Source organism: Nocardia sp. 2TAF39, assembly GCF_052114905.1.
Classification (GTDB): domain Bacteria; phylum Actinomycetota; class Actinomycetes; order Mycobacteriales; family Mycobacteriaceae; genus Nocardia.
In genome coordinates, this window is record NZ_JBFRFQ010000004.1 from 174,091 (window position 1) to 197,921 (window position 23,831).

The following is a 23,831-nucleotide window of genomic DNA, read 5'->3' on the forward strand; positions in this document are numbered from 1 at the left end:
CGCGATCTCCTTTTCTCGGGGGCGTCAGCTGGCGAACAACGGCATGTCGCGTTGCAGGTGGCGCTGAGCGAGCGCGTCCTGCAGCGGATCGGACACCGCGGCGAGACCGGTCACCGCCTCCGCGGCGGTGCGATCGCACAGGTCGGCGAGACGAATCGTGCATGCGGCGACCGCGGCGGGGTCCAGGGCAAGCAGTCGCTGAGCGGCGGTCGCCGCACCGGTGAGCGTGGTGTAGACGACGACGCCCGCCGTTTCCTGCGGCGTTACCGCACAGGTCGCGCCGACTACGCCGAAGACGGTGGACAGGTGTGGTGTAGCGCCCAGCGCCGACCAGTCCGGCCGGGGCCACAGCTGTTTCGCAAGGCGCAGCAGGCCGCGACCCTGCGCGCGGGACGCGGTCCGCGCGCCGGGCGCGGGGGTCCGCGCGTCGGCCTCTGCCTCGGCGCGCGCAGGATCGAGTTCGCCCGCGCACACGGCCGCGGCCAGCGACGCGGCGACCAAGCCGGAGGTCCGGACCCTGCGGCGCAGATACAGCTCGACCGACGCGACGTCGCGGACCAGGCCGGACGCGACCGCCTCCTCGACGCCGCCGGAGTGCACGTGCCCGCCGATCGGCAGCCTCGAGTCGGCGAGCGCGAGCAATGTCGTCAGACTTGTCGCTCCGGATTCCCGCACTCGTCGATCCTATGTCCCAGCGTGTCGCACAAATGTCGCGGGAGTTTCGCGGACGTTCCGGCGAGTCAGCGGCGGAAGGTGCGTCCTACGACTGCGGGGCGTCGCGTGTCGGGACAGTCCACGCCTGCAGCCGCACCGGGCGAACGTGCGGACATGCTCACCGCGTGCCCAGGGTGTACTTCACCCGGCAGGTCCTGCCAGGTGAAGTACGCGGAAATGCGCAGGTCGTCTCGGTGCGGCGGATCAGGAAGTCGCGGTAGAGATCGAGGTCGCTGCGGCGCCGAGCGACATCGTCCAGTGCGCCGAGGTCAGCCAGTTGGTGCCCGCCGAGGTCGATCATGGGACGACGCTGTTCCGGTGAGCCCGCTCACCGCTTGGCGGGCGAGGCGAACCGTGCGATCAGCGCCATCGCCATGAGCACCGTCGCGCCGACCGCCACCGCGATATGCATTCCGCTGACGAATGATGCACGCGCCGACTCGATCAACGCCGCATTGCCGTCGGCACGCTGGATGGTCTCGCCGAGCGTGGCCGCGTAGTCGCCGCCGGACCGGAAGACCAGCGCCGCAAGCGAACCGAGCAGCGCGAGCCCCAGCGCGTTGCCCAGCTCGAAACTGGTCTCGGAAATACCGACGGCCGACCCGGCCCGCTCCGGCGGCACCGACGACACCGCGACGTCCGACACCAGCGTGAAGGCGAGGCCATAACCGATTCCGGCGACGGTGGACCCGGTCAGATACCACCAGAGACCGCCGTGGACGCCGACGCCGAGCAGCATCAGGTTGCCGACCGCCGAGGCGAGCAGCGCGAACACGAACGTGGTGCGCACGCCGAGCCGCTGGCCGACCCGGGCGCCGCTCATCGAACAGACGAACACCGCCGTCGCCATCGGAATGCCCAGCAACGCCGCGGCCAGCGGCTCGCGCCCGGTCACCGATTGCAGGTAGATGCTGGTGAGGTAGCTCATGCCCGCCAGCGACATCATGCCGACCAGGCTGGAACCGATGGCCACCGAGAACTGGGCCCTGCCGAACAGCCGCAGGTCCAGCAGCGGTTCGTCGAGATGGCGCTGCCTGCGGACGAACACGGCCAGGATCACCGCGCCGATCAGGGCGATGACGATCGCCTGCGCATCGATCCCCTCCGTCGCCGCGTGCTTGATGCCGTACACCATCGGAAGAATGCCGCCGATGGACAGGATGACGCTCGGCAGATCCAGCGGACCGAGCACACCTGCCCGATGTTCCGGCAGCACGAACGGACCGAACGCGAGCAGGATCAGCAGCACCGGAATATTGATGAGAAACACCGAGCCCCACCAGAACTGGTGCAGCAGCACGCCCCCGATGATGGGCCCGACGGCCGAGCCGCCTGCGAAGAACGCCGTCCAGACGCCGATCGCGGCGGCCCGCTCGCGGGCGTCGGAAAACAGGCTGGAGATCAGCGCCAGGCTGGACGGCAGAAGGGTCGCGCCGCCGATGCCCATCAGCGCCCGCGCCGCGATGAGTACACCCGCGCTCGGCGCGAACGCCGCGATCACCGACGCTATCCCGAAGACGGTGGCGCCTGCCAGCAGGACGTTGCGCCGACCAATCCGGTCACCGAGGTTGCCCATGGTGATCAGTAGGCCCGCGATCAGGAACCCATAGATATCGAGGATCCACAGTTGCTGGTCCGCCGACGGGTCCAGGTCGACGGTGAGGGTCGGCAGCGCGAGGAACAGCACCGAGATGTCCATCGACACCAGCAGCACCGGAAGCAGCAATACCGCAAGGCCCAGCCAGGCGCGGCGCGAGGCCACTGTGTCCGGTGCGGTCCGCACCGCCTCCAGGTCCGTCATGCCGAACTTCCTCTCCCGTGCCGCGTACGCCGTACGCATGAGTCCGGGTACAGTGTACGCAACCCGCCACGGAACGGAAAGCGAGTCGTGGGATGACCGAACCCAAGCTGCACCGCGCCGCCATCGTCGACACCGCGATCGCGCTCGCCGATACCGAGGGCTTGGACGCGCTGTCCATGCGCCGCATAGCCGAGCGGATGGGCGTGGGCGCAATGTCGCTGTACCGCCACGTGGCGAACAAGGACGAACTGCTGGCGTCGATGACCGACGAGGTAGCCCGGCGCAATCCGTACCCTTCGCCAGAGGGTCGGCAGTGGACCTGGCGCGACCGGGTGCGTATCGCCGCCGAGATCGATTGGGCGCTCTATCGACAACATCCGTGGGTGCTACTCACCTTCGCTACCCCGCGCTACAGCTTCGGGCCGCAGAGTCTGGCCTGTCTGGCCTGGCTGGTCGAAGGTTTTCTGGAACTCGATGTCTCCACCCGTGAGGCGACAACCATGGCCTTCACCGTGTGGAACTACATCTCCGGCGCCACCCTGCCGGAGATCAGCGCCGCGCTGATGGCGCGCAAGGGCATGAACCCCGAGGGCGACAACGGGCTGCGGACACTGCTGAAAGGGGCAGCACAGATGCCGGTCCCGCCCGCGCTGGTAGATCTCGAGGGCAGCGGCGTCAGCGATCTGACCCAGGAGGAACTGCTCCACGTCGGACTCGACGCACTCTGCGACGGGTTCGCCGCACGGGCGGCACACCGAAAGCCCTTGACCCCAACCTAACTTGATGTTGAAGGGTGGTCGGCAGCTGCATCACGAACAGGAGCCACCGTGTACGCCATTCGCCTCCATGCCTTCGGCCCGGCCGAGAACCTTCAGTACGAAACCCTCACTGACCCCGCGCCCGGTCCCGGACAGGTACGGATCGCGGTGGCGGCCGCTGGCGTCCACCTTGTCGACACCACCCTGCGGAAGGGCCAGACCGGACCGTTCCCCCTACCGGAGCTGCCGACCATCCCCGGCCGCGAGGTCGCGGGCACCGTCGACCGTGTCGGCGCCGATGTCGACCCGAGTTACCTCGGTGCACGGGTAGTGGCTCACCTCGGCGCGGTGCCCGGTGGTTACGCGGAACTCGCCGTGACGGAAGTCGCTCGGCTACACGAGATTCCGGCGAACCTCGATCCGGCCGAGGCAGTGGCGATGATCGGCACCGGCCGTACCACCTCGGGCATCCTCCAGTTCACCGAACTCGGCCCCGGCAGCGTCGCCGTGGTGACCGCCGCCGCGGGCGGCATCGGCACGCTGCTGGTGCAGTACGCCAAGAATGCCGGGGCGACGGTGATCGGGCTGGCCGGCGGGCCCGCGAAAGTCGATCGGGTGCGGCGCAACGGCGCCGATCTCGCGGTGGACTATCTGCGACCGGACTGGCCGGAGCGGGTTCGGGAGTGCATCGGCGACCGCGGCGCCAGCGTGCTGTTCGACTCGGTGGGCGGCGAGATCGCCCGCGCTGCCCTCGATCTGCTCGGCAAGGGCGGGCAGCACCTGATCTACGGTTGGTCCGGCCTGACGTCGAATGACCAAGTGCCGCAGTCGCTCTCGGTCGACGAACTGGCCGCGCGCGGCATCACCTCCGACGTGGTGATCGGCCCGCCGATGCTCGCGCGCGCCGGTGGCGATCTGCGCGTACTGGAGGAGCGCGCGATGGCCGACGCGGCGGCCGGTCGACTGCGACCCGCGGTGCACCGCTTTCCGCTCGACGAGGCCGCCGCCGCCCATCACGCGCTGGAGACGCGCGCGACAACCGGCAAGGTGGTCCTCATCCCGTAGCCGAATACGCCCACGTCGGCTTGCCGAGCCGGCCGACGACCTGCACGGCACCGGTACCTCTGACGTGGGCCCGCGAAGTGGCCGGAACTCCGTGGCAGGTTCTGCTCAGTCGCCGATGTCGCCGTTCACAACGGCGTAGGCGAAACCGTCCCAGCCCTTGCTGCCTACGGTCTGAACCACGGTCGCGTCCAGGCTCGGTTCGGCGGCGAGCAGGTCGAGCAGGTCACGGCCGGCCTGGGCGTTCGGATCATCGGAGTGCTCCTCGGCGAGTGCGCCGCCGCGCACCACGTTGTCGACGACGATCACCGAACCCGGCCGGGTCAGGCGCAGCGCCCACAGCACATAGTTCGAGTTGTTCACCTTGTCCGCGTCGACGAACACCAGGTCGAACGGCTCCGGGTCCTCCTCCGCGAGCACGGGCAGATTGTCGAGCGCTGCGCCGACGCGAATCTCCACCCGGTCGCCGACACCGGCCCGGTCGAGGTTCGCGCGAGCGACCTGGGCGTGCTGGGCCGCGAACTCGAGGGTGACCACTCGCCCTTTCGGGCCGACTGCTCGGGCGAGCCAGATCGTGCTGTATCCACCGAGCGTGCCGATCTCCAGAACCCGCCGCGCGCGGACCGTCCTGGCGAGCAGATGCAGGAATTTCCCCTGCGCCGGTGACACGTCGATCGGAGGCAGCCCCGCGGCCTTGTTCGCCGCCAGCGCCGCTTCGGAGCCCTCATCCCCCACCAGTGTGTCCACGATGTAGCGGTCCACGTCGGCCCATCCGGGTGTCGTCATACCTGGAAGTCTGCCACTCGATTCGGCCCCGCCGGGGATCAGCTTCCCGAGTGGCGTGCTGATCACAGGACGTACATGTCGCACCATCGAGCCGACGAACGGACGGGAACACGACGTGGCGAATCTTCGGCGCGTCGCAACCACCGCAGGCATGCTCGCCTCGAGACCGCCGCCGCCCCGACCAACGACAGCCGAAGACATCGCCCCGGATTCCAGCGGAATCCGGGGCGATGGGCGTGCACTACTTCGGCAAGTTCTCCGGGGGCTGCCAGGGGCGGCCGTGCGGATCGTCGGGGCGATGAGCCGGAGGCTGCGGTGGCTGCTGTTGCGACGGGAAGGCTTCCTGCGGGGGGATGACCGGCTGATGAGGGGAAGGCTGGTAACCCGGCGGCGGCGATGTCGGCGTCATGCCCTCGACCGGAGTGCGTGCCGTGGCCTCGGCGGCACGGACGGCGCGCTCGATGGTCGGGTCGGGCGCGGTGTCGAACCAGTCCGCGACATCGGAGTCGTCCTCGGGCTTGACTTCCGAGCCGTCGGTCGCGGGCGGTTCGTAGCGGAAGACGCCGTCCTCGCCCTGGGTGCCGAAACTCTTGGCGAACCCTTCGAGCGCCTTACCGAAGTCGCTGGGCACCAGCCACACCTTATTGGCGTCACCGCGGGCGACCATCGGCAGAGTCTGCATGTATTGGTAGGCAAGCAGTTCCGGCGTGGGTTTGCCGGATTTGATGGCGGCGAAGACCTTTTCGATGGCCTTGGCCTGGCCCTGTGCCTGCAGGTAGGAGGCGGCTCGCTCGCCCTGCGCGCGCAAGATCCGGCTCTGCCGTTCACCTTCGGCGGCCAGGATCGCCGACTGCTTGGCGCCTTCGGCGGACAGGATCTGCGCTTGCTTGGAACCCTCGGCCGTCTTGATCTGCGATTCGCGCGTACCCTCCGCGGTGAGGATCATGGCGCGCTTCTCGCGGTCGGCCTTCATCTGCTTCTCCATCGACTCCTGGATCGACGGCGGCGGATCTATGCTCTTGAGCTCGACCCGCGCGACGCGCAGGCCCCAGCGGCCGGTCGCCTCGTCGAGCACACCGCGCAGCTGGCCGTTGATCGAGTCGCGGGAGGTCAGCGTCTGCTCGAGCGTCATGCCGCCGACCACGTTGCGCAGCGTGGTGACGGTCAGCTGCTCGACCGCGGCGATGTAGTTGCTGATCTCGTACACCGCCGCCTGCGGGCTGGTCACCTGGAAATAGACCACGGTGTCGATGTGCAGGGTCAGGTTGTCCTCGGTGATCACCGGCTGCGGCGGGAAGGACACCACCCGCTCGCGCAGGTCCACTTTTGCCCGGATCCGATCGGCGAACGGGACGAGAAACGTGAGCTGGCCGGATACGGTGCGCGAATAACGGCCGAGGCGCTCGATCACCGCGGCCTCGGCCTGCGGCACCAGCGCGATCGACTTGAAGACCACCACCACGACCAAAAGGATGAGAACGGCGGCAACGATCAGTACAGCCATTACGGCCCCTTCCAGACGACGGCGGTCGCGCCGTCGATCTTGATGACATACACGGTCGTGCCCGGCTCGTAGACCTCGTTCGCGTCCATCGGTCGGGCGGTCCACACCTCGCCGCCCAGCTTCACCTGACCCGATTGCGCCGCGACCTGTTCGAGCACCAGCGCCGTCTTACCGGGCAAGGCGTCCACATTCGTCGGAATCGGCGGCGGAGTCCCGAAGCGCCGACGGATATACGGGCGGACACCGAGGAACAGCACCGCCGAGATCGCGGCGAACACAAGGGCATCCACCACCAGCGAGGTGTCCGCCGCAGCGCTGACGCCCGCAGTGCCGAGCGCAGCGACACCGAGCATCAGCAGCGTGAAATCCCCGGTGAGCATTTCCGCCGCCGCGAGCAGGATGCCCGCGACCAGCCAAAAGATTGCGGCCACGTCACCCACTGTAGTGCGCCGATCATGATCTCGGGCGAGGAAGGACCCCAGCGCGCGGCATGAATTCGGCGCTGGGACGCGCGGGCAGTGACACCGAAACTTACAGCGGCGGTGCTAGCTTGAGGCGGGTGAGCGCGCGTGACGGGTATGGCGACATCTTCTCTGGACATCCTCGATCGAAGAAGCGGGCGGTGCCGACGGTGACTGCGGAACGCGACCTGGTAGTCGAGGACGCCGCGAGCGGATTCTGCGGCGCCGTGGTCGGTTTCGACCGCAGCTACGACGGCGAGTTCGTGAAGCTGGAGGACGCGCGCGGCGTGGTGCGCCTGTTCGCGCTGCGTACGGCCGCGTTCCTCATCGATGGCGACCCTGTGACGCTGGTCCGGCCCTCCGCCGCGCCGTCGAGGAAGCAGACCCGCTCCGCCTCCGGTTCGACCAGGGTGGACGGCCTGCGCGCCAGGGTGGCCCGAGGTAGCCGGATCTGGGTGGAGGGCGTGCACGACGCCGCGCTGGTGGAACGGGTGTGGGGGCACGATCTGCGAGTCGAGGGTGTGGTGGTCGAGCATCTGGAGGGCCTGGACAACCTGGCCGAGCGGCTGGCGGAGTTCGAACCAGGTCCGGGACGCCGGGTCGGTGTACTGGTCGACCACCTGGTCACCGGGTCCAAGGAGACGCAGCTGACCACCGGCCTCGGGCCGCATGTGCTGGTAACCGGACATCCGTTCATCGATGTGTGGCAGGCGGTGCGGCCCGCAGCCGTCGGAATCGCGCGATGGCCGGAGGTGCCCCGCGGCGAGGACTGGAAGATCGGCATCTGCGCGCGCCTGGGCTGGGGCACCCCGCAGGACGGCTGGCGGCGGGTATACGAGGCCGTGACCTCTTTTCGCGATCTGGAAGCGCCCCTGCTCGGCGCAGTAGAACGCCTGATCGACTTCGTCACCGACCCGGATTAGGCCGGATCCCAGAAGGTGAGCGCCGCAGCCACATGCCAGGAGATGCCAGCGCGGACGGAGCGGCGGCCGCGCACGCCACCGCGCGCAGCTCACGAATGCTCGCAGCACGGATCCCTGAGAGTAGCGCGAACCTTTATGCTCGATAATTATGTGTTCTCCAAGTGCGACGCTGACGGTGTGGGCCGGCTCTTGGCTGGCTGGCTGCAGTGCGCCCGACGACGTCTTGGCTGCCCTGCATGCGTGGGCGCCGAGGCACACGATCGCAGCTGGTGACCCGGTCACCGGCGGCCGCACCGACCTGCCTTGGTCGGCACACGGCAATCTGCCGGGAAGCGGGGTCATCGCGCTGCTCAAGGTGATTCGCGAGACGATGGCGCAGCCCGGCGCACAGCTGCGGCTGGTGCTCCCGGTCCCCGGCGACGTGCGCGGCCTGCCCGGGGGCACGGCGTTCGCCGCCGACGCGATCGAGGCCGAGGAGGGCATTCTGATCGGCGTCCCCGGCGCTGACGGCACCGGCCTCATCCCGCAGTGGGCCGACGACGACACCCTGCAGTGGACTGTCTACAGCACCCCCATCCCCTCGGCACCGGGCTCCGACATGTCGCTCGGCGAGGCCGAATACGCGATGCGCGAAGCGGTCCGCGACGCCGCCGACGCGCTGATGAAACTCCACACCACCTCCGTCGGCACGGCCGACTCCGATCCGCGCGAGCTCATCGAGGCCGTACTCGCCGACTACTCCCGGCACGACTACCCCGACTCGATCCCCTTGCGCGCCAGGCGGATTCTGGATACCGCCGACCATGTCGCGGCCATCCTCACGGTGGCGCAGCGGGAGCCGGCTGCCTCACCCACCTCCGCCAGCGCGATCGGCGCGCAAGAATCGCTGCTGCGTCCGCTCTGGGACGCCATCCGCGCGGCGCGGCTGGTTGCGGTGCACGCCTCGGCGCGCAGCAACCACTGACCCCGCGCCGATCTGGTTGAACAGGCCGATTGGCGATCTTCCCAGCAGGCGGTGTGACCTGCGCATTTCCCGTCGTGTCGCCGCGCCCCCCACACCGCGGTGCTGATCGGTCTCGCCCCGGCCTGCCCCCGGACTCCGCGATCGTGGGCGGCACCGAGGCGGCGACAGTGCATTACCCGTGGCTGACCGCCGTCGGCACGCCGTTGTTCGTCACCCGCGCCTCCGGCCAGTTCTGCGCCGGCGCGCTCGTCACGCCGGACCAGGTGATCACCGCGGCACACTGTGCCGACCTGGCCAAGCTGCTGCCCGAGTCTCTCACCGTCACCTTCGGACGCGACGACCTCCGCGCAGAGGACGGAAACACGGTGCACGTCAAAGATATTCGCGTCCACTCGGATTTCTACGAGACGACCTTCGACGGCGAGAGCGTCTTTCACAACGATGTGGCGATCCTGACCCTGGAACGCCCGTGGCCCGGCCCCACGCTGGACATCGCCGCGCCCATGTCGACAACCGGGACCATCCTCGGCTAGGGCGCAACCTCCGGCATCGACCAGGCCGACACCGGGCTGCGCAGTGCCACCGCCTCTTGGTCGCCGACGCAGACTGCGCCACCGCCTGCGGTTCGGCCTTCGACCCGCGGACGATGCTCTGCGCGGGCTCCCCCGACGTCGACACCGCTCGATACGACAGTGGCGGGCCCCTTCTCGTCGATGGCCGCCTCGCGGGCCTCGCATCCTGGAGCAAGGGCACCGCGCGCCCCGGATTTCCCACCGTCTACACCCGGCTGCCCAACGCGGGCTTCTGACCGAACGGCGTCGCCTAGAGGATGAGCTATTGCTGAGGCGGGAAGGGCGGTTGGTATTGCTGCTGTGGCGGCTGATACTGCTGCGGCTGCGGCGGGTAGGGCTGCTGATACTGCGGCGGCGCCCCGAACCCTTGCTGGGGCGGATACGCCTGCTGATCCTGCTGGGGCGGATACGGCTGTTGATACTGCGGCGGCTGCGATTGCGGGTACTGCTGTGGCGCGTACGGCTGCTGCGGCTGATTCGAGTTCTTCCGCTTGCCCAACCAGATCGCGAGCCCGATACCGACGACCACGAGCCCGATGCAGAGAATGCCGACCCAGATCGAACCGCCGCTGCCGCTGCTGCGACCGCGCCGCCTGGCCTCGGTCGAATCCAGCGCCACGGTCCACACACTCGTGTCGGACCAGGCATGTGGATCGAGCACCGCGGCGTTGGTCAGCACGTCGGCATAGGTCATCGAGAGTTACCCCCTGAGGAATGGATTCAGCGATCGGTCGCAGGCGATGCTATCTCGCCTGATCTCCGTCACTTCCCAACTGTGGGACGGCGCGGTTCGGTGCAGCACCCACCGGCGCACGGGGTGCCGTTGGGGGTGCAGCCGTAACCCGGCACCGCGCCGAGCCGTCGGGGTTCGGTTTCGTCCAGGTGCTCGGAGATCAGTTCGACGACCAACTTCGCGAAACGGGGATCGGTACCCGGCGTGGCGGCGCGGGCGAAGGCCACGCCGAGTTCGGCGGCCTTCTGCGCGGCCTCGTTGTCGAGATCCCAGATGACCTCGAGGTGGTCGGAGACGAAGCCGACCGGACAGACGACGACCGCCTCGACGTCCTCGGCCGCGAGGTCGTCGAGGTGATCGACGATGTCCGGCTCCAGCCACGGCACCTGCGGTGGACCGGACCTGGACTGCCACACCAGGTCGTAATCGGTGAAACCGGTCGCGGCGGAGCATAATCGCGCGGCCTCTGCAACCTGACGGCTGTACAGGCGGCCCCCGTCGGCAGGCGGGCCCGCGGTGGCGTCGGCCGACACCGGAATCGAGTGCGCGGTGAACACCAGTCGCGCGCATGCACGGAGGTCGGCCGGAAGGCGCTCGCGCGCCGCACGAATCGCGTCGGTGAATGCGTCGATCAGCAGGGGATGGTCGAAATAGTGGCGCAGCTTCACCAGTTCCGGCGCGCCAGCGCCGAAAGCCATACGCGCCCTTGCGATATCCTCGTGGTACTGCAGGCAGCCGGAGTAACCGCCCCACGCCGAGGTCGGGAACACCAGCGCGGAGCCGACACCGTCGGCAGCCATCCGCGCGACGGTGTCCTCCACCATGGGATCCCAGTTCCGGTTACCGAAGTAGACCGGCAGATCGATGCCCGCCGTGGTCAATTCGACCTCGACCGCGGCGATGATATCGCGGTTGAGCGCGTTGATCGGCGATACCCCGCCGAAATGCCGGTAGTGTTCGGCGACCTCTTCTAGACGCTCGCGCGGGACTCCCCTACCTCGAGTGACGTTCTCCAGGAACGGCATCACGTCCTCGGGGCGCTCCGGGCCGCCGAAGGACAGCAGCAGCAGCGCGTCGGCAGCACGAACCACCGTGCATCCTCCCGAATTCGGCTAGTTGATCGACATGTTCTCCGGGAACCAGGTGTTGTGGCTGGCGCCGCCATCGACGTAGATGATCGAGCCCGTGGTGCCGGGCAGCCAGTCCGACAGCAGCGCGACGATCGACTTCGCCACCACCGTCGGGTCGTCGACGTCCCAGCCGATCGGCGACGCGCCGTCCCAGTAGGTGTTGAGCTGGTTCAGCTTGGCGGCGTCGTCGGTCGCGGTGCCCGCGATCGCCTTGGCGGCCAGTGTCTTGATCGGACCGGCGGCGATCAGGTTCGAGCGGATCTTCTTGGCCGTGCCCACTTCCCGTGCCACGTACCGGTTCACCGACTCCAGCGCCGCCTTCGCCACGCCCATCCAGTTGTAGAACGGCATCGCGGTGCGCGGATCGAAGTCCATGCCGACGATCGAGCCGCCCTCGTTCATCACCGGGAGCACCGCGCGCGACAGCGACGCGTAACTCCATGCCGAGATCTCGAATGCCTTGGCAGCGTCCGGGCCGGGGCCGTCGAGGAACGGACGCGCCTCCGGCCCCATCAGGGTGCGCGGCGCGAACGCGATCGAGTGCAGCAGCCCGTCGAGTCCTTCCGGCGCCAGCTCACGCACCTTGTCGGCGAGCGCGGCGAGGTCGTCCTCGTTGGTGACGTCGAGCCCGATGGCAGGCGGAACCTCCTGCGGCAGTCGCTTGGCGATCCGGTCGATCAGCCGCAGCCGCTCCGGGATACCGGTGATGATCACCTTCGCGCCCTGCTCCTGCGCGACCGCCGCCGCGTGGAACGCGATCGACGAATCGGTGATGATGCCGGTGACCAGAATGGTCTTGCCTTCGAGCAGTCCGCCCATGAGTTCTCGGTTCTCCTGAAGTCGAATGTCTGAGTTACGTGCGGCCCGAAGGTGTCGGCGCCGCGCGGGCCTTCGGCTGGCTCAGTGGCCCATGCCCATGCCACCGTCGACCGGAATCACGGCGCCGGAGACGTAGGCCGAGTCCTCGGAGGCCAGGAAGCTGACCACGGCCGCAACGTCTTCCGGCTTACCGAGCCGCTGCAGGGGAATGAACTGCTTCGCCATGTCGCGCAACTTCTCGTCCAGTTCCGCGGTCATGTCCGTCTCGATGAACCCCGGCGCTACGACGTTGGCGGTGATCGACCGCGAGCCGAGTTCACGGGTGATCGAGCGCGCCATACCGATCACGCCCGCCTTGGAGGCGGCGTAGTTGATCTGGCCGGGCCCGCCACCCATACCGACCACCGAGCCGAGGAAGACCAGACGGCCCCAGCGCGCCCGTAACATCGCCCGGTTGGCCCGCTTGGCCACCCGGAACGCACCGGTCAGGTTGGCGTCGATAACCCGGGTGAACTGCTCCTCGCTCATCCGCATGAGCAGGGTGTCGTCGGTGATGCCCGCGTTGGCCACCAGCACCTCGACCGGGCCCTGGTGCTGCTCCACCTCGGTGAACGCACGATCCACCGACTCACTATCGGTCACATCGCATTTCACACCGAACAGCCCGTCCGGTACCCCTGAACCACGATGGGTGACGGCCACCTTGTGACCGTCGGCAAGCAGACGCTGCGCGACCGCGAGACCGATGCCGCGGTTACCGCCGGTCACCAGGACCGACCGGGACGTGATGTTCGACATGAAGACCAACCTATCTGTTCGGGTTCGTGCGCCGCGCCCGGGCTCCACACCTTCGTGTGATGCCACAGTCGCGTCCGCGCTACGGCAGGCGTTGACGATAGAGCAAGCCGGTCACGACGCCGGCGGAGACGAGCAACATGCCGAGCAGCAGCCACGGCCTGCTGGCGTCGCCCCTGGTCATCTCATAGCCGATCTGCTGTTCGAGGGTGTCGTACACGGCGGTCAGCTCGGCAAGGCTGGAGGCGGTGTAGAAGTCGCCGCCGGAGAGCTTGGCGATCTCTCGCAGCGAATCGTTGTCGACGGGCACCTTCACCCGCTGCGTCCCCTTGCCGTCCTGGTCGGGGATCTCCACCGATCCCCACTCGGTGCCGAACGAAATCGTCGACACCGGAACGCCTTTGCTCTTGGCCAGCCGCGCGGCGGTGAAACCGTGGCGGGGGTTGTCGACGTCCTTGTCGTCGGGCACGGTCTGCTTGCCGTCGGACATCAGCACGATCCGCGCGGGCGGCGGCGTCTCCGCGCCGCCGAGCACGGTGGCCAGCGTCTCGATCGACTGCAGAGCAGTGAGAATGCCCTCGCCGGTGGCAGTGCGCTCGGCGAGCTTGATGTTGTCGATGGCCGCCTTGACCGATTCCCGGTTCACGGTCGGCGGCACCATCACCGACGCGGTGCCCGCGAAGGTGACGAAGCCGAGGTTGATACCGGGGGTCAGGCCGTCGACGAACTCCTTGCCCGCCTTCTGCGCCACCTGCAGCCTGCTCGGCGGCACGTCGGTGGCCTCCATGGACAGCGAGACGTCCATCACCAACATGACGGTCGCGCGGTTGCGCGGCACCTTCTTGACCGCCGTCGGCCCGGCCGCGGCGACGGTGAGGAACACCAGGCCGACCAGCATGAGCGCGACAGCCGCGTGCCGGAACGGGCTCGGCCGCGAGGGCGCGACCTTCTCCAGCAGCTCCATGTTGGTGAACTTCAACATGTGCTTGTGCCTGCTGCGCTGCACCAGGATGTAGCCGAGCGCGATCAGCGCGACGACCGCCAGGAATCCGAGCCAGAGCTGTGCGGTGAAATGCGAAATACTCACTGGCGTGGCACCCGCCCGGTCGGGGCGCCGAAGCTGTGGCGCCGGGTGGACACGAACCGGACCACGTCGGCGATCCAGTCCCGATCGGTTTGCAGGGTGAGCACCGGGGCACCACAGCTGCGCAGGGCTTGTTCGACCTGCTGGCGGTGGCGCTCGGCGGCGGCCGCGAAATCGGCGCGCAGCGTGGGGGTCACGCTGAACTCACGGGTGCGCCCGGTCTCCGGATCGTGCAGCACGACATCGCCCATATCGGGCAGCGACAGGTCGCGCGGGTCGAGCACCTCGACCGCGAGCAGATCGTGCCTGGCGGAGATGGCGCGCAGCGAGCGCTGCCAGTCGGTGTCACCGAGGAAGTCGCTGATGATCACCGCGAGCCCGCGTTTGCGCTGAGGACGGCGCAGCGACTCGATGCCCCCGCGCAGGTCGCCGCGCACGCCGTCACGCGCGTGCTGCGTGGTCGCGATGCTGCGCAGCATCGACTGGGCATGGACACGCCCGCTGCGCGCGGGAATGCGGACCAACTGCTCGCCCGTCGCGACCACCGCGCCGATCCGGTTGCCGCCGCCGCTGGTCAGATAAGTGATGGCGGCCGCGGCGGCAATCGCGAGATCGCGCTTCTGGCAGGCGGCGGTACCGAAGTCGAGGCTGGCCGACAGGTCGACCACCATCCAGGTTTCCAGCTCCCGGTCGGCGATCATCTGCCGCACGTGCGGATGGGTGGTGCGGGCGGTGACCGACCAATCCATCTGCCGCACATCGTCACCCGGCTGGTAGGTTCGCGCCTCCCCTGGCTCGGAGCCGGGCCCGGGGATGAGACCGAGGTGGTCGCCGTGCAACACACCGTCGAGTCTGCGGCGCACAGTGAGCTCGAGGGTCTTCAGCGCGACCGACAGCCGCGGGTCGGTCAGCTCCCCCGATCGGAACGATGGCGGTGCGTGCGACGACATCGGCGCTGGGGCAACCGGATCCGATGCCGAGGTCACTTCGACGGGAAGTTGCCGGCGGGCTGGGACTGCTGCCCGTTCGGCGGCTGCGGCACGGCCTGCTGCTGCGGCGAGGGCGGCTGTGGGATCTGCTGCTGCGGAGCCTGCTGCGACGCGGCGGGCGGCGCGGACGGAGCGCCCGGCGCGACGGCCTGGGGCGCGACCTGCGGCAGGCCGACGGTCTGCAGCACCCGCTTGATGACGTCCTCCGGGCTGATCTCGTCGGCGAGGGCGTCGTAGGACAGGACAAGCCGGTGGCGCAGCACGTCCGGGATCACTTCGACGACGTCCTGCGGCACCACGTAGTCGCGGCCGCGGATCAGCGCGACGGCGCGGGCCGCGGCGATGATGCCGAGGCTGGCGCGCGGTGAGGCGCCGTAGGAGATCCAGCTGGCCACGTCCTGCATGCCGAAGTCGGCGGGCTTGCGGGTCGCTGCGATCACCCGGACCACGTAGTCGACCAGTGCATGGTGCACGAAGGTGTTGGCCGCGACCTTCTGCAGGCGGATCAGATCCTCCGGCTGCAGGATCCGGCCTGCCTCCGGTGGGGTGACGCCCATCCGGTAGATGATCTCGCGCTCCTCCTCCACGGAGGGGTAGTCGACGACGACCTTGAACAGGAAGCGGTCGCGCTGCGCCTCCGGCAGGGGATACACGCCCTCGCTCTCGATCGGGTTCTGGGTCGCCATCACCAGGAACGGATCAGGCATCGGGTAGGTCTTGCCGCCGATCGACAAGTGCCGCTCGGCCATCACCTCCAGCAGCGCCGACTGCACCTTGGCGGGTGCGCGGTTGATCTCGTCGGCGAGTACGAAGTTCGCGACGACCGGGCCGAGCTCGGTGTCGAATTCCTCGCGGCCCTGCCGGTAGATACGGGTACCGATGAGATCGGTGGGCACCAGGTCGGGCGTGAACTGCACGCGGGCGAACGAACCGCCGACCACCTTCGCGAAGGTTTCCACCGCAAGCGTCTTCGCGATACCCGGCACGCCTTCGAGCAGGACGTGGCCACGCGCGAGCACGCCGACGAGCAACCGCTCGACCAGACGATCCTGGCCCACGATCACCCGCTTGACCTCGTAGATCGCCTTCTCCAGGGTCTGGACGTCACGCTCGAGGGTGCTGGGCGCGGAGGCAGGCGCATCTTTCGCCAAATTCGCCCCGCTCACACCGTCCGTCGAAGTCACCAACATCCCCGCTTTCGCCTTGGTCCTGTGCGTGCTGCCACAACTATTCCAGGTAATGGCGGCCTGTGCCGCACCCGGACCCGACATGAACGGAATTCGACGGTTTCCCCTGGCACGCTCGAGACCCGGAATGTCCGATATGTCAGGAGACGATACGGACCGCGTACGGCATGATGCCGCCTTCGCGGACCGCGGACACCTTGACCATGTCGCCGGACTGCGGCGCCTCGACCATTTTCCCGTTACCGAGATACAGCGCCACGTGCTGACTGCCGTTGGGCCCCCAGAACAGCATGTCGCCGCGTTCGCGCTGCCCCACCGGCACCCGCGTGCCCGCGTTGTACTGATAGCCGCTGTAGTGCGGCAGCGAGACGCCGATGCCCGCGAAGGCGTAGACCATCAGCCCCGAGCAGTCGAAGCCCACCTTGTCGTAGTCGCCGTGATTGTCGGCGACGCCACCGTCGCGGATGCCCAGAGTCGGCCCGTCCTCGTCACCGCCGCCCCAGGCGTAGGTGACGCCCAGCTGCGACATGGCCCGATCGACCACGATCTCGATCGCCGCGGAACCGCCGACCGAGGGCGTGGTCGCTCGCGGGGAACCCCGCCGCGGCGGTGCGTTCTCGATCTGGGTGTGCGGACGCTTGCCTCCACCGAGCTGGGCGGCGCGGTCGCGGGCGGCCTGGTCGGTGGCCGCACGAGCGGCGGCAGCGGCGGCGGCCGCACGCACCGCGGATTCCTCCGCCGTGCGCTGCGCGTCCCAGGCAAGGTACGTATCGCGCTGGTCCCGTAGGCCCGCCACGTGCTGCCGCGCCAGGCCGAGCCGGTCCTGCGCGTCCTGGCGCTTGCGGAGCAGGTCGTCGCGCTGCACGGCCTGCTGGTCGAACTCGGCCTCGGCGGCCGCGACCGCGTTCTGCGCGTCCGCCTTCCTCGCCTCGGCGGTGGCCGCGGCCGCGTCGGCGGCGGACTTCGCCTGGCGCGCGCTGGAGTTCTTGTTGCCCTGATCGATCTGCGCACGGCGCAGGCTGTCGAGCACCTGCCGCTGGTTCTTCGAGACCACGTTCAGCAGCTCGGCCTGATCGAGGGCGCGTGCCGGGGTGGCGGCTGCGAGGTAGGTGACCATCGACTGCGAGGCCGGCCGAGTGTATGCCTGGGCGGCGAACTGGTCGAAGTTGCGCCGCGCCTGACCGACTCGTGTTCCGGCAGTAGCCAATTCGCGCTGGGTGTCAGCGACCACGACGGCGGCCGCGTCGGCGGCGGCGCGCGCGGTCTGCAGGTCGACAAGGGCCTTGTTGACGTCTTCGCGCTTTCGCGCGACCGCGTCGTCGACTTGCCGCAGCTGCTGGTCGACTGCGGCGACCTGGTTGATCAAAGTACTCACCTCGGTGATCCCCGCGTCGACCTGTGCTCCGGCCTCGGCGATCTGACTGTCGCTGGGATTCGGCGGCGGTGGCGGCACTGCGTCGGCTGGCCCCGTGGCGACCAGCACGGAAACCGTAATCAGCAATCCCGCAGCGACCCCCAACGGGCGCCGATTAGCGAACTCACCGTTACTGCGCATCGCACCTCCCAAGGACCGGATTCCGGCAATGCCTCATGAGCATCAGCGGAACCATGACGCACGGTGGCCGACAGATGGCCTCTGGAAACACTTATTCCCCAGCAGCAACCATTCGAACCGTACGACACTTAAGTCACGGAGGAAACTCCTGCAACAGAACTACATGCGCGTAATTCTTGCTTTGCTCAGAGTTTGCCACCGCCACTTCGGTTTCTCGCGGTAGCGCAAACCAGGCGCTCGGAAAATTAACTGATCGAAAACCAAAACCTCGATGAGTACCGAGTCGCACCAGCACAATCGATCGGGGGGCACCCGGTTGCCATCGCGCGAGCTTGCGCTGCCGAACCCGGCCCGCCGAAGCGATCCGCGATATCTACCTATGCGATTCCGGCGCAGACACCAAGCGCGAGCACTCGCGGTCGGCCATTCAGCCGGACGCACAGGACCGCCACCGATCAGGGGCCTACCGCACGACAAGGATCGGACTACAGAACCGGACCCGTCGACGGTCCTCGCCCAGCCATGGAAATCAGTCGGCCGAACACCGACACACGGAATGGTTCCCGCGCTAGATCGCCCGAATGTCGGGCGTCGTCTCCTCCCGCAGCCGCAGATCGCCGGAACCCCGCACCAGCGTGTCCTCGCTCCGCCGCGCCCGCCTGGCCTTGACCCAGCACAGTCCGCCGATGGCGGCCAGCGTCCCGACCAGCAGCACGGACGTGATCGCGGTCCACGACACGGATTCCGGGGCCTCCAGACGGCCGACGAAGATGGTGGCGGCCTCCGAGCTCTTACCGTGCGTCTCCTTCGCGGCGTCCTCCGCCCATTCCAGCCGCACGCGACTCACCGAGTCGCTGTACGTTCCGACCCAGTCGTCGCTCAAGACGACGACGGTGCCGTGCTGCGTCTTGCCCACCTCGGTAGCCAGGTCACGTAGGCTCGAATCGTGGCCTGGATTGCCGGGAACGACCACGATGCTCAGCGGGATTCCGTGAGATCGCGCATCCGCGGCGATGGCCGCCAACTCCGACTTGTCCTTGCCGGTGAGGGTCGCGACGTGGTCGTCGGCCAGATCGGCGTTGAGCGAGCTCACGGTGTCGGCGCTGACATTCGGTGGCAGTTCGGCGGCCATAGGGGTGAAAACCGAGGTGTGCGGGGCGGTCATCTTCCATCCGGTCTGTCGAGCCGCATTCGGCATCCGAAGCGACGGGCATCCAACACTGCAGGGTCGAGCGAGGTCCCCCTTGCTGGCTCGAAAGCACAGTACGCGACGGAGTGTCGCAGCACCCACACGCGGCACGCGCAGCGGCCCCCAGGCGTTTCACAGGACAAGCGTACTGTTAAGGTCACAGTGCGAGGAACCCGGCGCCTTCCGGCGCGGGAGCACCTCCGAAGACTCGGTCGCCGGCACAGCCCCGCCGGCGGCCACCCGCACAGACGAGTGGAGCTGACGTGACGACAAGTATCGATACTTTCGGCGCCAAGGGCACCCTCGAGGTCGGAAGCAACTCCTACGAGATCTTCCGCCTCTCCGCCGTGCCCGGCACCGAGAAACTCCCCTACGCACTGAAGGTCCTCGCGGAGAACCTGCTTCGCACCGAGGACGGCGCCAACATCACCGCCGATCACATTCGCGCAATCGCGAAGTGGGATCCGTCGGCCGAGCCGAACACCGAGATCCAGTTCACCCCCGCACGCGTCATCATGCAGGACTTCACGGGTGTGCCGTGCATCGTCGACCTTGCCACCATGCGCGAGGCCGTCGCCGCCCTCGGCGGTGACCCGGACAAGGTGAACCCGCTCGCCCCCGCCGAGATGGTCATCGACCACTCGGTCATCATCGACGTATTCGGTCGCGCCGACGCCTTCGAGCGCAACGTCGACATCGAATACCAACGCAACGGTGAGCGCTACCAGTTCCTGCGCTGGGGTCAGACCGCGTTCGACGACTTCAAGGTCGTACCGCCGAGCACCGGCATCGTGCACCAGGTCAACATCGAGCACCTGGCCCGCGTCGTCATGGTCCGCGACCGCCCGAGCGAGTCAGGCCCGGAGGAGGCAGCCGCAGGCGTAACCACGCAGGGTCCCCGTTCGGGCGGCAATGTCATCCGCCAGGCCTATCCCGACACCTGCGTCGGCACCGACTCGCACACCACGATGGTCAACGGCCTCGGCGTCCTGGGTTGGGGCGTCGGCGGCATCGAGGCCGAGGCGGCCATGCTCGGCCAGCCCGTCTCGATGCTGATCCCGCGCGTGGTCGGCTTCAAGCTGACCGGTGAGATCAACCCGGGCGTGACCGCGACCGACGTCGTGCTCACCGTCACGGACATGCTGCGCAAGCACGGCGTGGTCGGCAAGTTCGTCGAGTTCTACGGCAAGGGCGTCGCCGAGGTGCCGCTGGCCAACCGCGCCACTCTGGGCAATATGAGCCCCGAATTCGGTTCCACCGCGGCGATCTTCCCGATCGACGAGGTGACCGTCGAGTACCTGCGCCTGACCGGTCGCTCCGACGAGCAGGTCGCACTGGTCGAGGCCTACGCCAAGGAGCAGGGCCTCTGGCATGACGCCGACAAGGAGCCCGCCTACTCCGAGTACCTGGAGCTGGACCTGAGCACCGTGGTGCCGTCCATCGCGGGTCCGAAGCGTCCGCAGGACCGAATCCTGTTGTCGGAGTCCAAGACCGCCTTCCGCAAGGACATCCACAACTACACCGACGACGCGGTCACCGGGCCGGCCGCCGCCACACCGCACACGCACCTGGACGAGGCCATCGAGGAGTCTTTCCCTGCCAGCGATCCGGCAGTGCTGTCCTTCGCCGACGACGACGCCGTGTTGGCGTCGGCCGCGAACGGCGCCGAGGGCCGTCCGTCCAAGCCCGTCAAGGTGCAGACCGAGGAGTACGGCGACTTCGTGCTCGACCACGGCGCCGTCGTGGTCGCCTCGATCACCTCGTGCACCAACACCTCCAACCCATCGGTCATGCTCGGCGCTGCCCTGCTCGCCCGCAACGCGGTGGACAAGGGCCTGACCCGCAAGCCGTGGGTGAAGACCTCCATGGCGCCGGGCTCGCAGGTCGTCAACGGCTACTACGAGAAGGCGGGCCTCTGGCCCTACCTGGACAAGCTGGGCTTCAACCTGGTCGCCTTCGGCTGCGCCACCTGCATCGGCAACACCGGCCCGCTGCCGGAGGAGATCTCCAAGGCGGTCAACGACAACGACCTCACGGTCACCGCGGTGCTGTCCGGCAACCGCAATTTCGAAGGCCGCATCTCCCCCGATGTGAAGATGAACTACCTGGCCTCTCCGCCGCTGGTGATCGCCTACGCGCTCGCGGGAACCATGGACTTCGACTTCGAGCACGACGCCCTCGGCCAGGACAAGGACGGCAACGACGTCTTCCTGAAGGACATCTGGCCGTCGCCGCAGGAGATCCAGGACACCATCGACCGGGTCATCAGCCGTGACATGTTCCTCGACGACTACAAGGACGTCTTCAAGGGCGATGAGCGCTGGCGCAGCCTGCCCACCCCGGAAGGTAAGACCTTCGAGTGGGCCGAGGAGTCCACCTACGTGCGCAAGCCCCCTTACTTCGAGGGCATGCCGCAGGCCCCGGAGCCGGTTACCGACATCAAGAGCGCCCGCGTCCTGGCGCTGCTCGGGGACTCGGTCACCACCGACCACATCTCCCCCGCCGGCAACATCAAGCCGGGCACCCCGGCCGCGCAGTACCTGGAGGCCAACGGTGTCGAGCGCAAGGACTACAACTCCTACGGTTCCCGGCGCGGTAACCACGAGGTGATGATCCGCGGCACCTTCGCCAACATTCGGCTGCGCAACCAGCTGCTCGACGACGTCTCGGGTGGCTACACCCGTGACTTCAGCCAGGAGGGCGGCCCGCAGGCGTTCATCTACGACGCCGCGCAGAACTACCAGGCTGCGGGCATCCCGCTGGTCGTGCTCGGCGGCAAGGAGTACGGCTCGGGTTCCTCGCGTGACTGGGCCGCCAAAGGTACACGCTTGCTCGGCGTGAAGGCGGTCATCACGGAGTCCTTCGAGCGCATCCACCGCTCCAACCTCATCGGCATGGGCGTCGTCCCGCTGCAATTCCCTGCGGGCGAGTCGGCTGCGTCGCTGAAGCTGGACGGCACCGAGACCTTCGACATCGAGGGCATCACCCGGCTGAACGAGGGCGTCACCCCGAAGACCATGAAAGTCACCGCTACCAAGGAGAACGGTGACAAGATCACCTTCGACGCGGTGGTTCGGATCGATACCCCGGGTGAGGCCGATTACTACCGCAACGGCGGCATCCTGCAGTACGTGCTGCGCAATATGATTCGCGGCTGAGCTGTTTCGCTGACCGTCCGCCGTCGGTTCACGCCGAGGGCGGACGACAGAAACCGTCGTAGAGGGTCCGCGCACCGCTTCCGTGGTGCGCGGACCTCTCCACATTTCGCTTCGCGCCGCCCGCTTCGTTCGGAGGAGCCCCATGCCCAAGGTCAGTGACGATCACCTCGCCGCCCGGCGCAGCCAGATTCTGGACGGAGCACGCCGCTGCTTCGCCGAATACGGCTACGACGGCGCCACCGTGCGCCGTCTGGAGGAGGAGATCGGGCTATCGCGGGGCGCCATCTTCCACCATTTCCGCGACAAGGACGCGTTGTTCCTCGCCCTCGCCCAAGAGGACGCCGAACGCATGGCCGACGTCGCCGCCAACCAGGGGATCGTGCAGGTGATGCGCGATATGCTCGCCCACCCCGAGCAGTTCAACTGGCTCGGAACGCGTCTGGAGATCGCGCGGCGGCTGCGCACCGACGCGGAGTTCCGCGCGGGGTGGACCCAGCGCTCCGCCGAACTCACCGCCGCTACGCTGGCCCGCTTGGAGCGCCGCAAGGCCGCAGGGGCACTGCGCGACGACGTCCCCACCGACGTCCTACTCGGCTACCTCGATCTCGTCCTGGACGGCCTGATCGCCCGGATCGCCTCTGGCCACACCAACGAGAACCTCACCGCCGTACTGGATCTCGTCGAGGCCTCGGTCCGCCGCAAGCACTGAACTCCCCCGCCTCTCCGGGTCTTCAGACCGTGCAAGTAGGAGCCGCCGGATTCGCGTTCAGGTCCTACGTCGGGTGTTTGGGCGTTCCCGGTGAGTTACCAGTGTGCTCCCTAAACGCATCGCCACTGGTCATGGTGCCGACATTACCGTGTGTTGTGTGGTCGACGAAACCGTCTCGCGCCCATGCGGGTGCGGCGCGACATTGACAGGGCCAGGCCGCGGCAGCGGGCAGGTAGGTGCGTGCCTCGACAAGGTGATCGGTGCGTGGATGTGGCTGCGCACCAGCATGATCGGTGAGCGCCGGGTGATCTGCTTCGACGGCAAGACCCTGCGGGGCGCCCGCGACGCGGCCGGGAACCTGGTACACCTGCTGGCCGGGCTGCGGCAGCGCACCGGCGTCGCGCTCGCCCAGGTCGCCGTCGGTACGAAGACCAACGAAATCCCTTGCTTGCAAGCCCTCTCGGCTCTCTCGACATCACCGGCGCGGTGATCACCGCCGACGCGATGCACTGCCAGCGTGAGACCGCGCAGATGATCTGGGACCGTGGCGGTCACTACGTGCTCACGGTGAAGAACAATCAGCCGACCCTGCGCAGGAAGCTGAAATTGATTTCCTGGAAAGACATTCCGATACTCGACACCAGTACCGAGCACGGTCACGGCCGCCGCGACACCCGCACCATCAAGGCCACCGAACTCGCCGAGGGCATCGGATTCCCCGGGCCCGCCAGGCGCTGCGCCCGAGCCGGACACGCACCAGCCGCAAGAACCGGCAAACAGACCCGCGAAACCGGTGTACGCAATTACCAGCCTCACGCTCGCCGAAGCGAAACCCCACCAGATCGCAACACGGTTGCGAGGGCATTGGTCGATCGCGAACCGGGCGCGCTGGGTCCGTGATGTCACCTCCGACGAGGACCGCTGCCAAATCCGTACTG

25 protein-coding genes are annotated in these 23,831 nt (G+C 68.0%); 10 read left to right on the top strand and 15 right to left on the bottom strand.

Features of this window, described 5'->3' with window-relative positions; translation table 11 throughout:
• Positions 1 to 24: 24 nt before the first annotated feature.
• The 3 genes from AB4Z47_RS04375 to AB4Z47_RS04385 all read right to left on the bottom strand — a co-directional run bounded on the left by AB4Z47_RS04375 (position 25) and on the right by AB4Z47_RS04385 (position 2,515).
• The gene (locus AB4Z47_RS04375) at positions 25 to 675 is read right to left on the bottom strand and encodes an urease accessory protein UreF (protein WP_441947988.1); all 651 of its coding nucleotides are present in this window, start codon (positions 673 to 675) and stop codon (positions 25 to 27) included.
• Between the two features lie 157 nt (positions 676 to 832).
• The gene (locus tag AB4Z47_RS04380; RefSeq protein WP_441947990.1) at positions 833 to 1,015 is read right to left on the bottom strand and encodes a hypothetical protein; all 183 of its coding nucleotides are present in this window, start codon (positions 1,013 to 1,015) and stop codon (positions 833 to 835) included.
• 27 nt (positions 1,016 to 1,042) lie between these two features.
• Complete coding sequence (locus AB4Z47_RS04385) at positions 1,043 to 2,515, bottom strand: MFS transporter (protein ID WP_441947992.1); 1,473 nt, start codon at positions 2,513 to 2,515, stop codon at positions 1,043 to 1,045.
• Between the two features lie 92 nt (positions 2,516 to 2,607).
• Between AB4Z47_RS04385 and AB4Z47_RS04390 the strand changes: the two genes are divergently transcribed.
• Both AB4Z47_RS04390 and AB4Z47_RS04395 read left to right on the top strand, forming a co-directional pair.
• Complete coding sequence (locus AB4Z47_RS04390) at positions 2,608 to 3,294, top strand: TetR/AcrR family transcriptional regulator (protein ID WP_441947994.1); 687 nt, start codon at positions 2,608 to 2,610, stop codon at positions 3,292 to 3,294.
• A gap of 48 nt (positions 3,295 to 3,342) precedes the next feature.
• Positions 3,343 to 4,338 (top strand): zinc-binding dehydrogenase, encoded by a 996-nt coding sequence (locus AB4Z47_RS04395; protein ID WP_441947995.1) that lies wholly within the window; start codon positions 3,343 to 3,345, stop codon positions 4,336 to 4,338.
• 105 nt (positions 4,339 to 4,443) lie between these two features.
• On the opposite strand, the gene AB4Z47_RS04400 is transcribed toward AB4Z47_RS04395, so the two are convergent.
• From AB4Z47_RS04400 to AB4Z47_RS04410, 3 genes are all read right to left on the bottom strand, one after another.
• On the bottom strand, positions 4,444 to 5,121 hold the full coding sequence (locus AB4Z47_RS04400) for an O-methyltransferase (RefSeq protein WP_441947997.1): 678 nt from the start codon (positions 5,119 to 5,121) through the stop codon (positions 4,444 to 4,446).
• A 241-nt stretch (positions 5,122 to 5,362) separates the two neighbouring features.
• The gene (locus AB4Z47_RS04405) at positions 5,363 to 6,625 is read right to left on the bottom strand and encodes an SPFH domain-containing protein (RefSeq protein ID WP_441947999.1); all 1,263 of its coding nucleotides are present in this window, start codon (positions 6,623 to 6,625) and stop codon (positions 5,363 to 5,365) included.
• Positions 6,625 to 7,056 carry an NfeD family protein gene (locus AB4Z47_RS04410; protein ID WP_441948001.1) on the bottom strand — a complete coding sequence of 144 codons (432 nt, stop codon included), beginning with the start codon at positions 7,054 to 7,056 and terminating at the stop codon, positions 6,625 to 6,627. Before AB4Z47_RS04410 ends, AB4Z47_RS04405 begins: the two co-directional genes overlap by 1 nt.
• 128 nt (positions 7,057 to 7,184) lie before the next feature.
• Here AB4Z47_RS04410 and AB4Z47_RS04415 point away from each other — a divergent pair, with 128 nt between their 5' ends.
• The 4 genes from AB4Z47_RS04415 to AB4Z47_RS04430 all read left to right on the top strand — a co-directional run bounded on the left by AB4Z47_RS04415 (position 7,185) and on the right by AB4Z47_RS04430 (position 9,781).
• Entirely contained in the window at positions 7,185 to 8,009 is an 825-nt protein-coding gene (locus AB4Z47_RS04415; RefSeq protein ID WP_441948002.1) for a DUF3097 domain-containing protein, read from the top strand.
• A 148-nt stretch (positions 8,010 to 8,157) separates the two neighbouring features.
• Positions 8,158 to 8,973 carry a hypothetical protein gene (locus AB4Z47_RS04420; RefSeq protein ID WP_441948004.1) on the top strand — a complete coding sequence of 272 codons (816 nt, stop codon included), beginning with the start codon at positions 8,158 to 8,160 and terminating at the stop codon, positions 8,971 to 8,973.
• 143 nt (positions 8,974 to 9,116) lie between these two features.
• A complete protein-coding gene (locus tag AB4Z47_RS04425; RefSeq protein WP_441948006.1) occupies positions 9,117 to 9,506 on the top strand; it encodes a trypsin-like serine protease in 390 nt (129 codons plus the stop codon).
• Positions 9,507 to 9,562: 56 nt separating this feature from the next.
• The gene (locus tag AB4Z47_RS04430) at positions 9,563 to 9,781 is read left to right on the top strand and encodes a trypsin-like serine protease (RefSeq protein ID WP_441948007.1); all 219 of its coding nucleotides are present in this window, start codon (positions 9,563 to 9,565) and stop codon (positions 9,779 to 9,781) included.
• A 26-nt stretch (positions 9,782 to 9,807) separates the two neighbouring features.
• Here the strand turns inward: AB4Z47_RS04430 and AB4Z47_RS04435 are convergent, their stop codons facing one another.
• The 9 genes from AB4Z47_RS04435 to AB4Z47_RS04475 all read right to left on the bottom strand — a co-directional run bounded on the left by AB4Z47_RS04435 (position 9,808) and on the right by AB4Z47_RS04475 (position 19,002).
• Positions 9,808 to 10,239, bottom strand: coding sequence for a hypothetical protein (locus tag AB4Z47_RS04435; RefSeq protein ID WP_441948008.1), 432 nt, complete (start codon positions 10,237 to 10,239; stop codon positions 9,808 to 9,810).
• Between the two features lie 68 nt (positions 10,240 to 10,307).
• Positions 10,308 to 11,369 carry a ferrochelatase gene (locus tag AB4Z47_RS04440; protein WP_441948010.1) on the bottom strand — a complete coding sequence of 354 codons (1,062 nt, stop codon included), beginning with the start codon at positions 11,367 to 11,369 and terminating at the stop codon, positions 10,308 to 10,310.
• 21 nt (positions 11,370 to 11,390) lie between these two features.
• Complete coding sequence (inhA, locus tag AB4Z47_RS04445) at positions 11,391 to 12,227, bottom strand: NADH-dependent enoyl-ACP reductase InhA (protein ID WP_441948011.1); 837 nt, start codon at positions 12,225 to 12,227, stop codon at positions 11,391 to 11,393.
• An 81-nt stretch (positions 12,228 to 12,308) separates the two neighbouring features.
• Positions 12,309 to 13,025 carry a 3-oxoacyl-ACP reductase FabG1 gene (gene fabG1, locus AB4Z47_RS04450; protein WP_441948013.1) on the bottom strand — a complete coding sequence of 239 codons (717 nt, stop codon included), beginning with the start codon at positions 13,023 to 13,025 and terminating at the stop codon, positions 12,309 to 12,311.
• A gap of 79 nt (positions 13,026 to 13,104) precedes the next feature.
• The gene (locus AB4Z47_RS04455; protein WP_441948014.1) at positions 13,105 to 14,109 is read right to left on the bottom strand and encodes a VWA domain-containing protein; all 1,005 of its coding nucleotides are present in this window, start codon (positions 14,107 to 14,109) and stop codon (positions 13,105 to 13,107) included.
• On the bottom strand, positions 14,106 to 15,056 hold the full coding sequence (locus AB4Z47_RS04460; protein ID WP_441948015.1) for a DUF58 domain-containing protein: 951 nt from the start codon (positions 15,054 to 15,056) through the stop codon (positions 14,106 to 14,108). The genes AB4Z47_RS04455 and AB4Z47_RS04460 overlap by 4 nt, the downstream gene beginning before the upstream one ends.
• Before the next feature lie 32 nt (positions 15,057 to 15,088).
• Positions 15,089 to 16,285, bottom strand: a complete 1,197-nt coding sequence (locus AB4Z47_RS04465; RefSeq protein ID WP_441948017.1) for an AAA family ATPase — start codon at positions 16,283 to 16,285, stop codon at positions 15,089 to 15,091.
• Positions 16,286 to 16,421: 136 nt separating this feature from the next.
• Complete coding sequence (locus tag AB4Z47_RS04470) at positions 16,422 to 17,837, bottom strand: NlpC/P60 family protein (RefSeq protein WP_441948019.1); 1,416 nt, start codon at positions 17,835 to 17,837, stop codon at positions 16,422 to 16,424.
• A gap of 568 nt (positions 17,838 to 18,405) precedes the next feature.
• Complete coding sequence (locus AB4Z47_RS04475; RefSeq protein WP_441948021.1) at positions 18,406 to 19,002, bottom strand: Rv1476 family membrane protein; 597 nt, start codon at positions 19,000 to 19,002, stop codon at positions 18,406 to 18,408.
• A 287-nt stretch (positions 19,003 to 19,289) separates the two neighbouring features.
• Between AB4Z47_RS04475 and AB4Z47_RS04480 the strand changes: the two genes are divergently transcribed.
• The 4 genes from AB4Z47_RS04480 to AB4Z47_RS04495 all read left to right on the top strand — a co-directional run bounded on the left by AB4Z47_RS04480 (position 19,290) and on the right by AB4Z47_RS04495 (position 23,793).
• Positions 19,290 to 22,184, top strand: a complete 2,895-nt coding sequence (locus AB4Z47_RS04480) for an aconitate hydratase (protein WP_441948023.1) — start codon at positions 19,290 to 19,292, stop codon at positions 22,182 to 22,184.
• A 142-nt stretch (positions 22,185 to 22,326) separates the two neighbouring features.
• The gene (locus AB4Z47_RS04485) at positions 22,327 to 22,893 is read left to right on the top strand and encodes a TetR/AcrR family transcriptional regulator (RefSeq protein WP_406278547.1); all 567 of its coding nucleotides are present in this window, start codon (positions 22,327 to 22,329) and stop codon (positions 22,891 to 22,893) included.
• A 157-nt stretch (positions 22,894 to 23,050) separates the two neighbouring features.
• Positions 23,051 to 23,383, top strand: a complete 333-nt coding sequence (locus tag AB4Z47_RS04490; RefSeq protein WP_441948025.1) for a hypothetical protein — start codon at positions 23,051 to 23,053, stop codon at positions 23,381 to 23,383.
• Positions 23,338 to 23,793, top strand: coding sequence for a hypothetical protein (locus tag AB4Z47_RS04495; RefSeq protein WP_441948027.1), 456 nt, complete (start codon positions 23,338 to 23,340; stop codon positions 23,791 to 23,793). Before AB4Z47_RS04490 ends, AB4Z47_RS04495 begins: the two co-directional genes overlap by 46 nt.
• The last annotated feature ends 38 nt before the right edge of the window (positions 23,794 to 23,831 follow it).

Excerpts from the sequence above, each read along its gene's own strand:
- AB4Z47_RS04380 (WP_441947990.1), bottom strand. The coding sequence starts at position 1,015 with ATGATCGACCTCGGCGGGCACCAACTGGCTGACCTCGGCGCACTGGAC.
- AB4Z47_RS04385 (WP_441947992.1), bottom strand. The coding sequence starts at position 2,515 with ATGACGGACCTGGAGGCGGTGCGGACCGCACCGGACACAGTGGCCTCG.
- AB4Z47_RS04390 (WP_441947994.1), top strand. The coding sequence starts at position 2,608 with ATGACCGAACCCAAGCTGCACCGCGCCGCCATCGTCGACACCGCGATC.
- AB4Z47_RS04400 (WP_441947997.1), bottom strand. The coding sequence starts at position 5,121 with ATGACGACACCCGGATGGGCCGACGTGGACCGCTACATCGTGGACACA.
- AB4Z47_RS04405 (WP_441947999.1), bottom strand. The coding sequence starts at position 6,625 with ATGGCTGTACTGATCGTTGCCGCCGTTCTCATCCTTTTGGTCGTGGTG.
- AB4Z47_RS04420 (WP_441948004.1), top strand. The coding sequence starts at position 8,158 with ATGTGTTCTCCAAGTGCGACGCTGACGGTGTGGGCCGGCTCTTGGCTG.
- AB4Z47_RS04435 (WP_441948008.1), bottom strand. The coding sequence starts at position 10,239 with ATGACCTATGCCGACGTGCTGACCAACGCCGCGGTGCTCGATCCACAT.
- inhA (WP_441948011.1), bottom strand. The coding sequence starts at position 12,227 with ATGGGCGGACTGCTCGAAGGCAAGACCATTCTGGTCACCGGCATCATC.
- fabG1 (WP_441948013.1), bottom strand. The coding sequence starts at position 13,025 with ATGTCGAACATCACGTCCCGGTCGGTCCTGGTGACCGGCGGTAACCGC.
- AB4Z47_RS04460 (WP_441948015.1), bottom strand. The coding sequence starts at position 15,056 with ATGTCGTCGCACGCACCGCCATCGTTCCGATCGGGGGAGCTGACCGAC.
- AB4Z47_RS04465 (WP_441948017.1), bottom strand. The coding sequence starts at position 16,285 with ATGTTGGTGACTTCGACGGACGGTGTGAGCGGGGCGAATTTGGCGAAA.
- AB4Z47_RS04470 (WP_441948019.1), bottom strand. The coding sequence starts at position 17,837 with ATGCGCAGTAACGGTGAGTTCGCTAATCGGCGCCCGTTGGGGGTCGCT.
- AB4Z47_RS04475 (WP_441948021.1), bottom strand. The coding sequence starts at position 19,002 with ATGACCGCCCCGCACACCTCGGTTTTCACCCCTATGGCCGCCGAACTG.
- AB4Z47_RS04485 (WP_406278547.1), top strand. The coding sequence starts at position 22,327 with ATGCCCAAGGTCAGTGACGATCACCTCGCCGCCCGGCGCAGCCAGATT.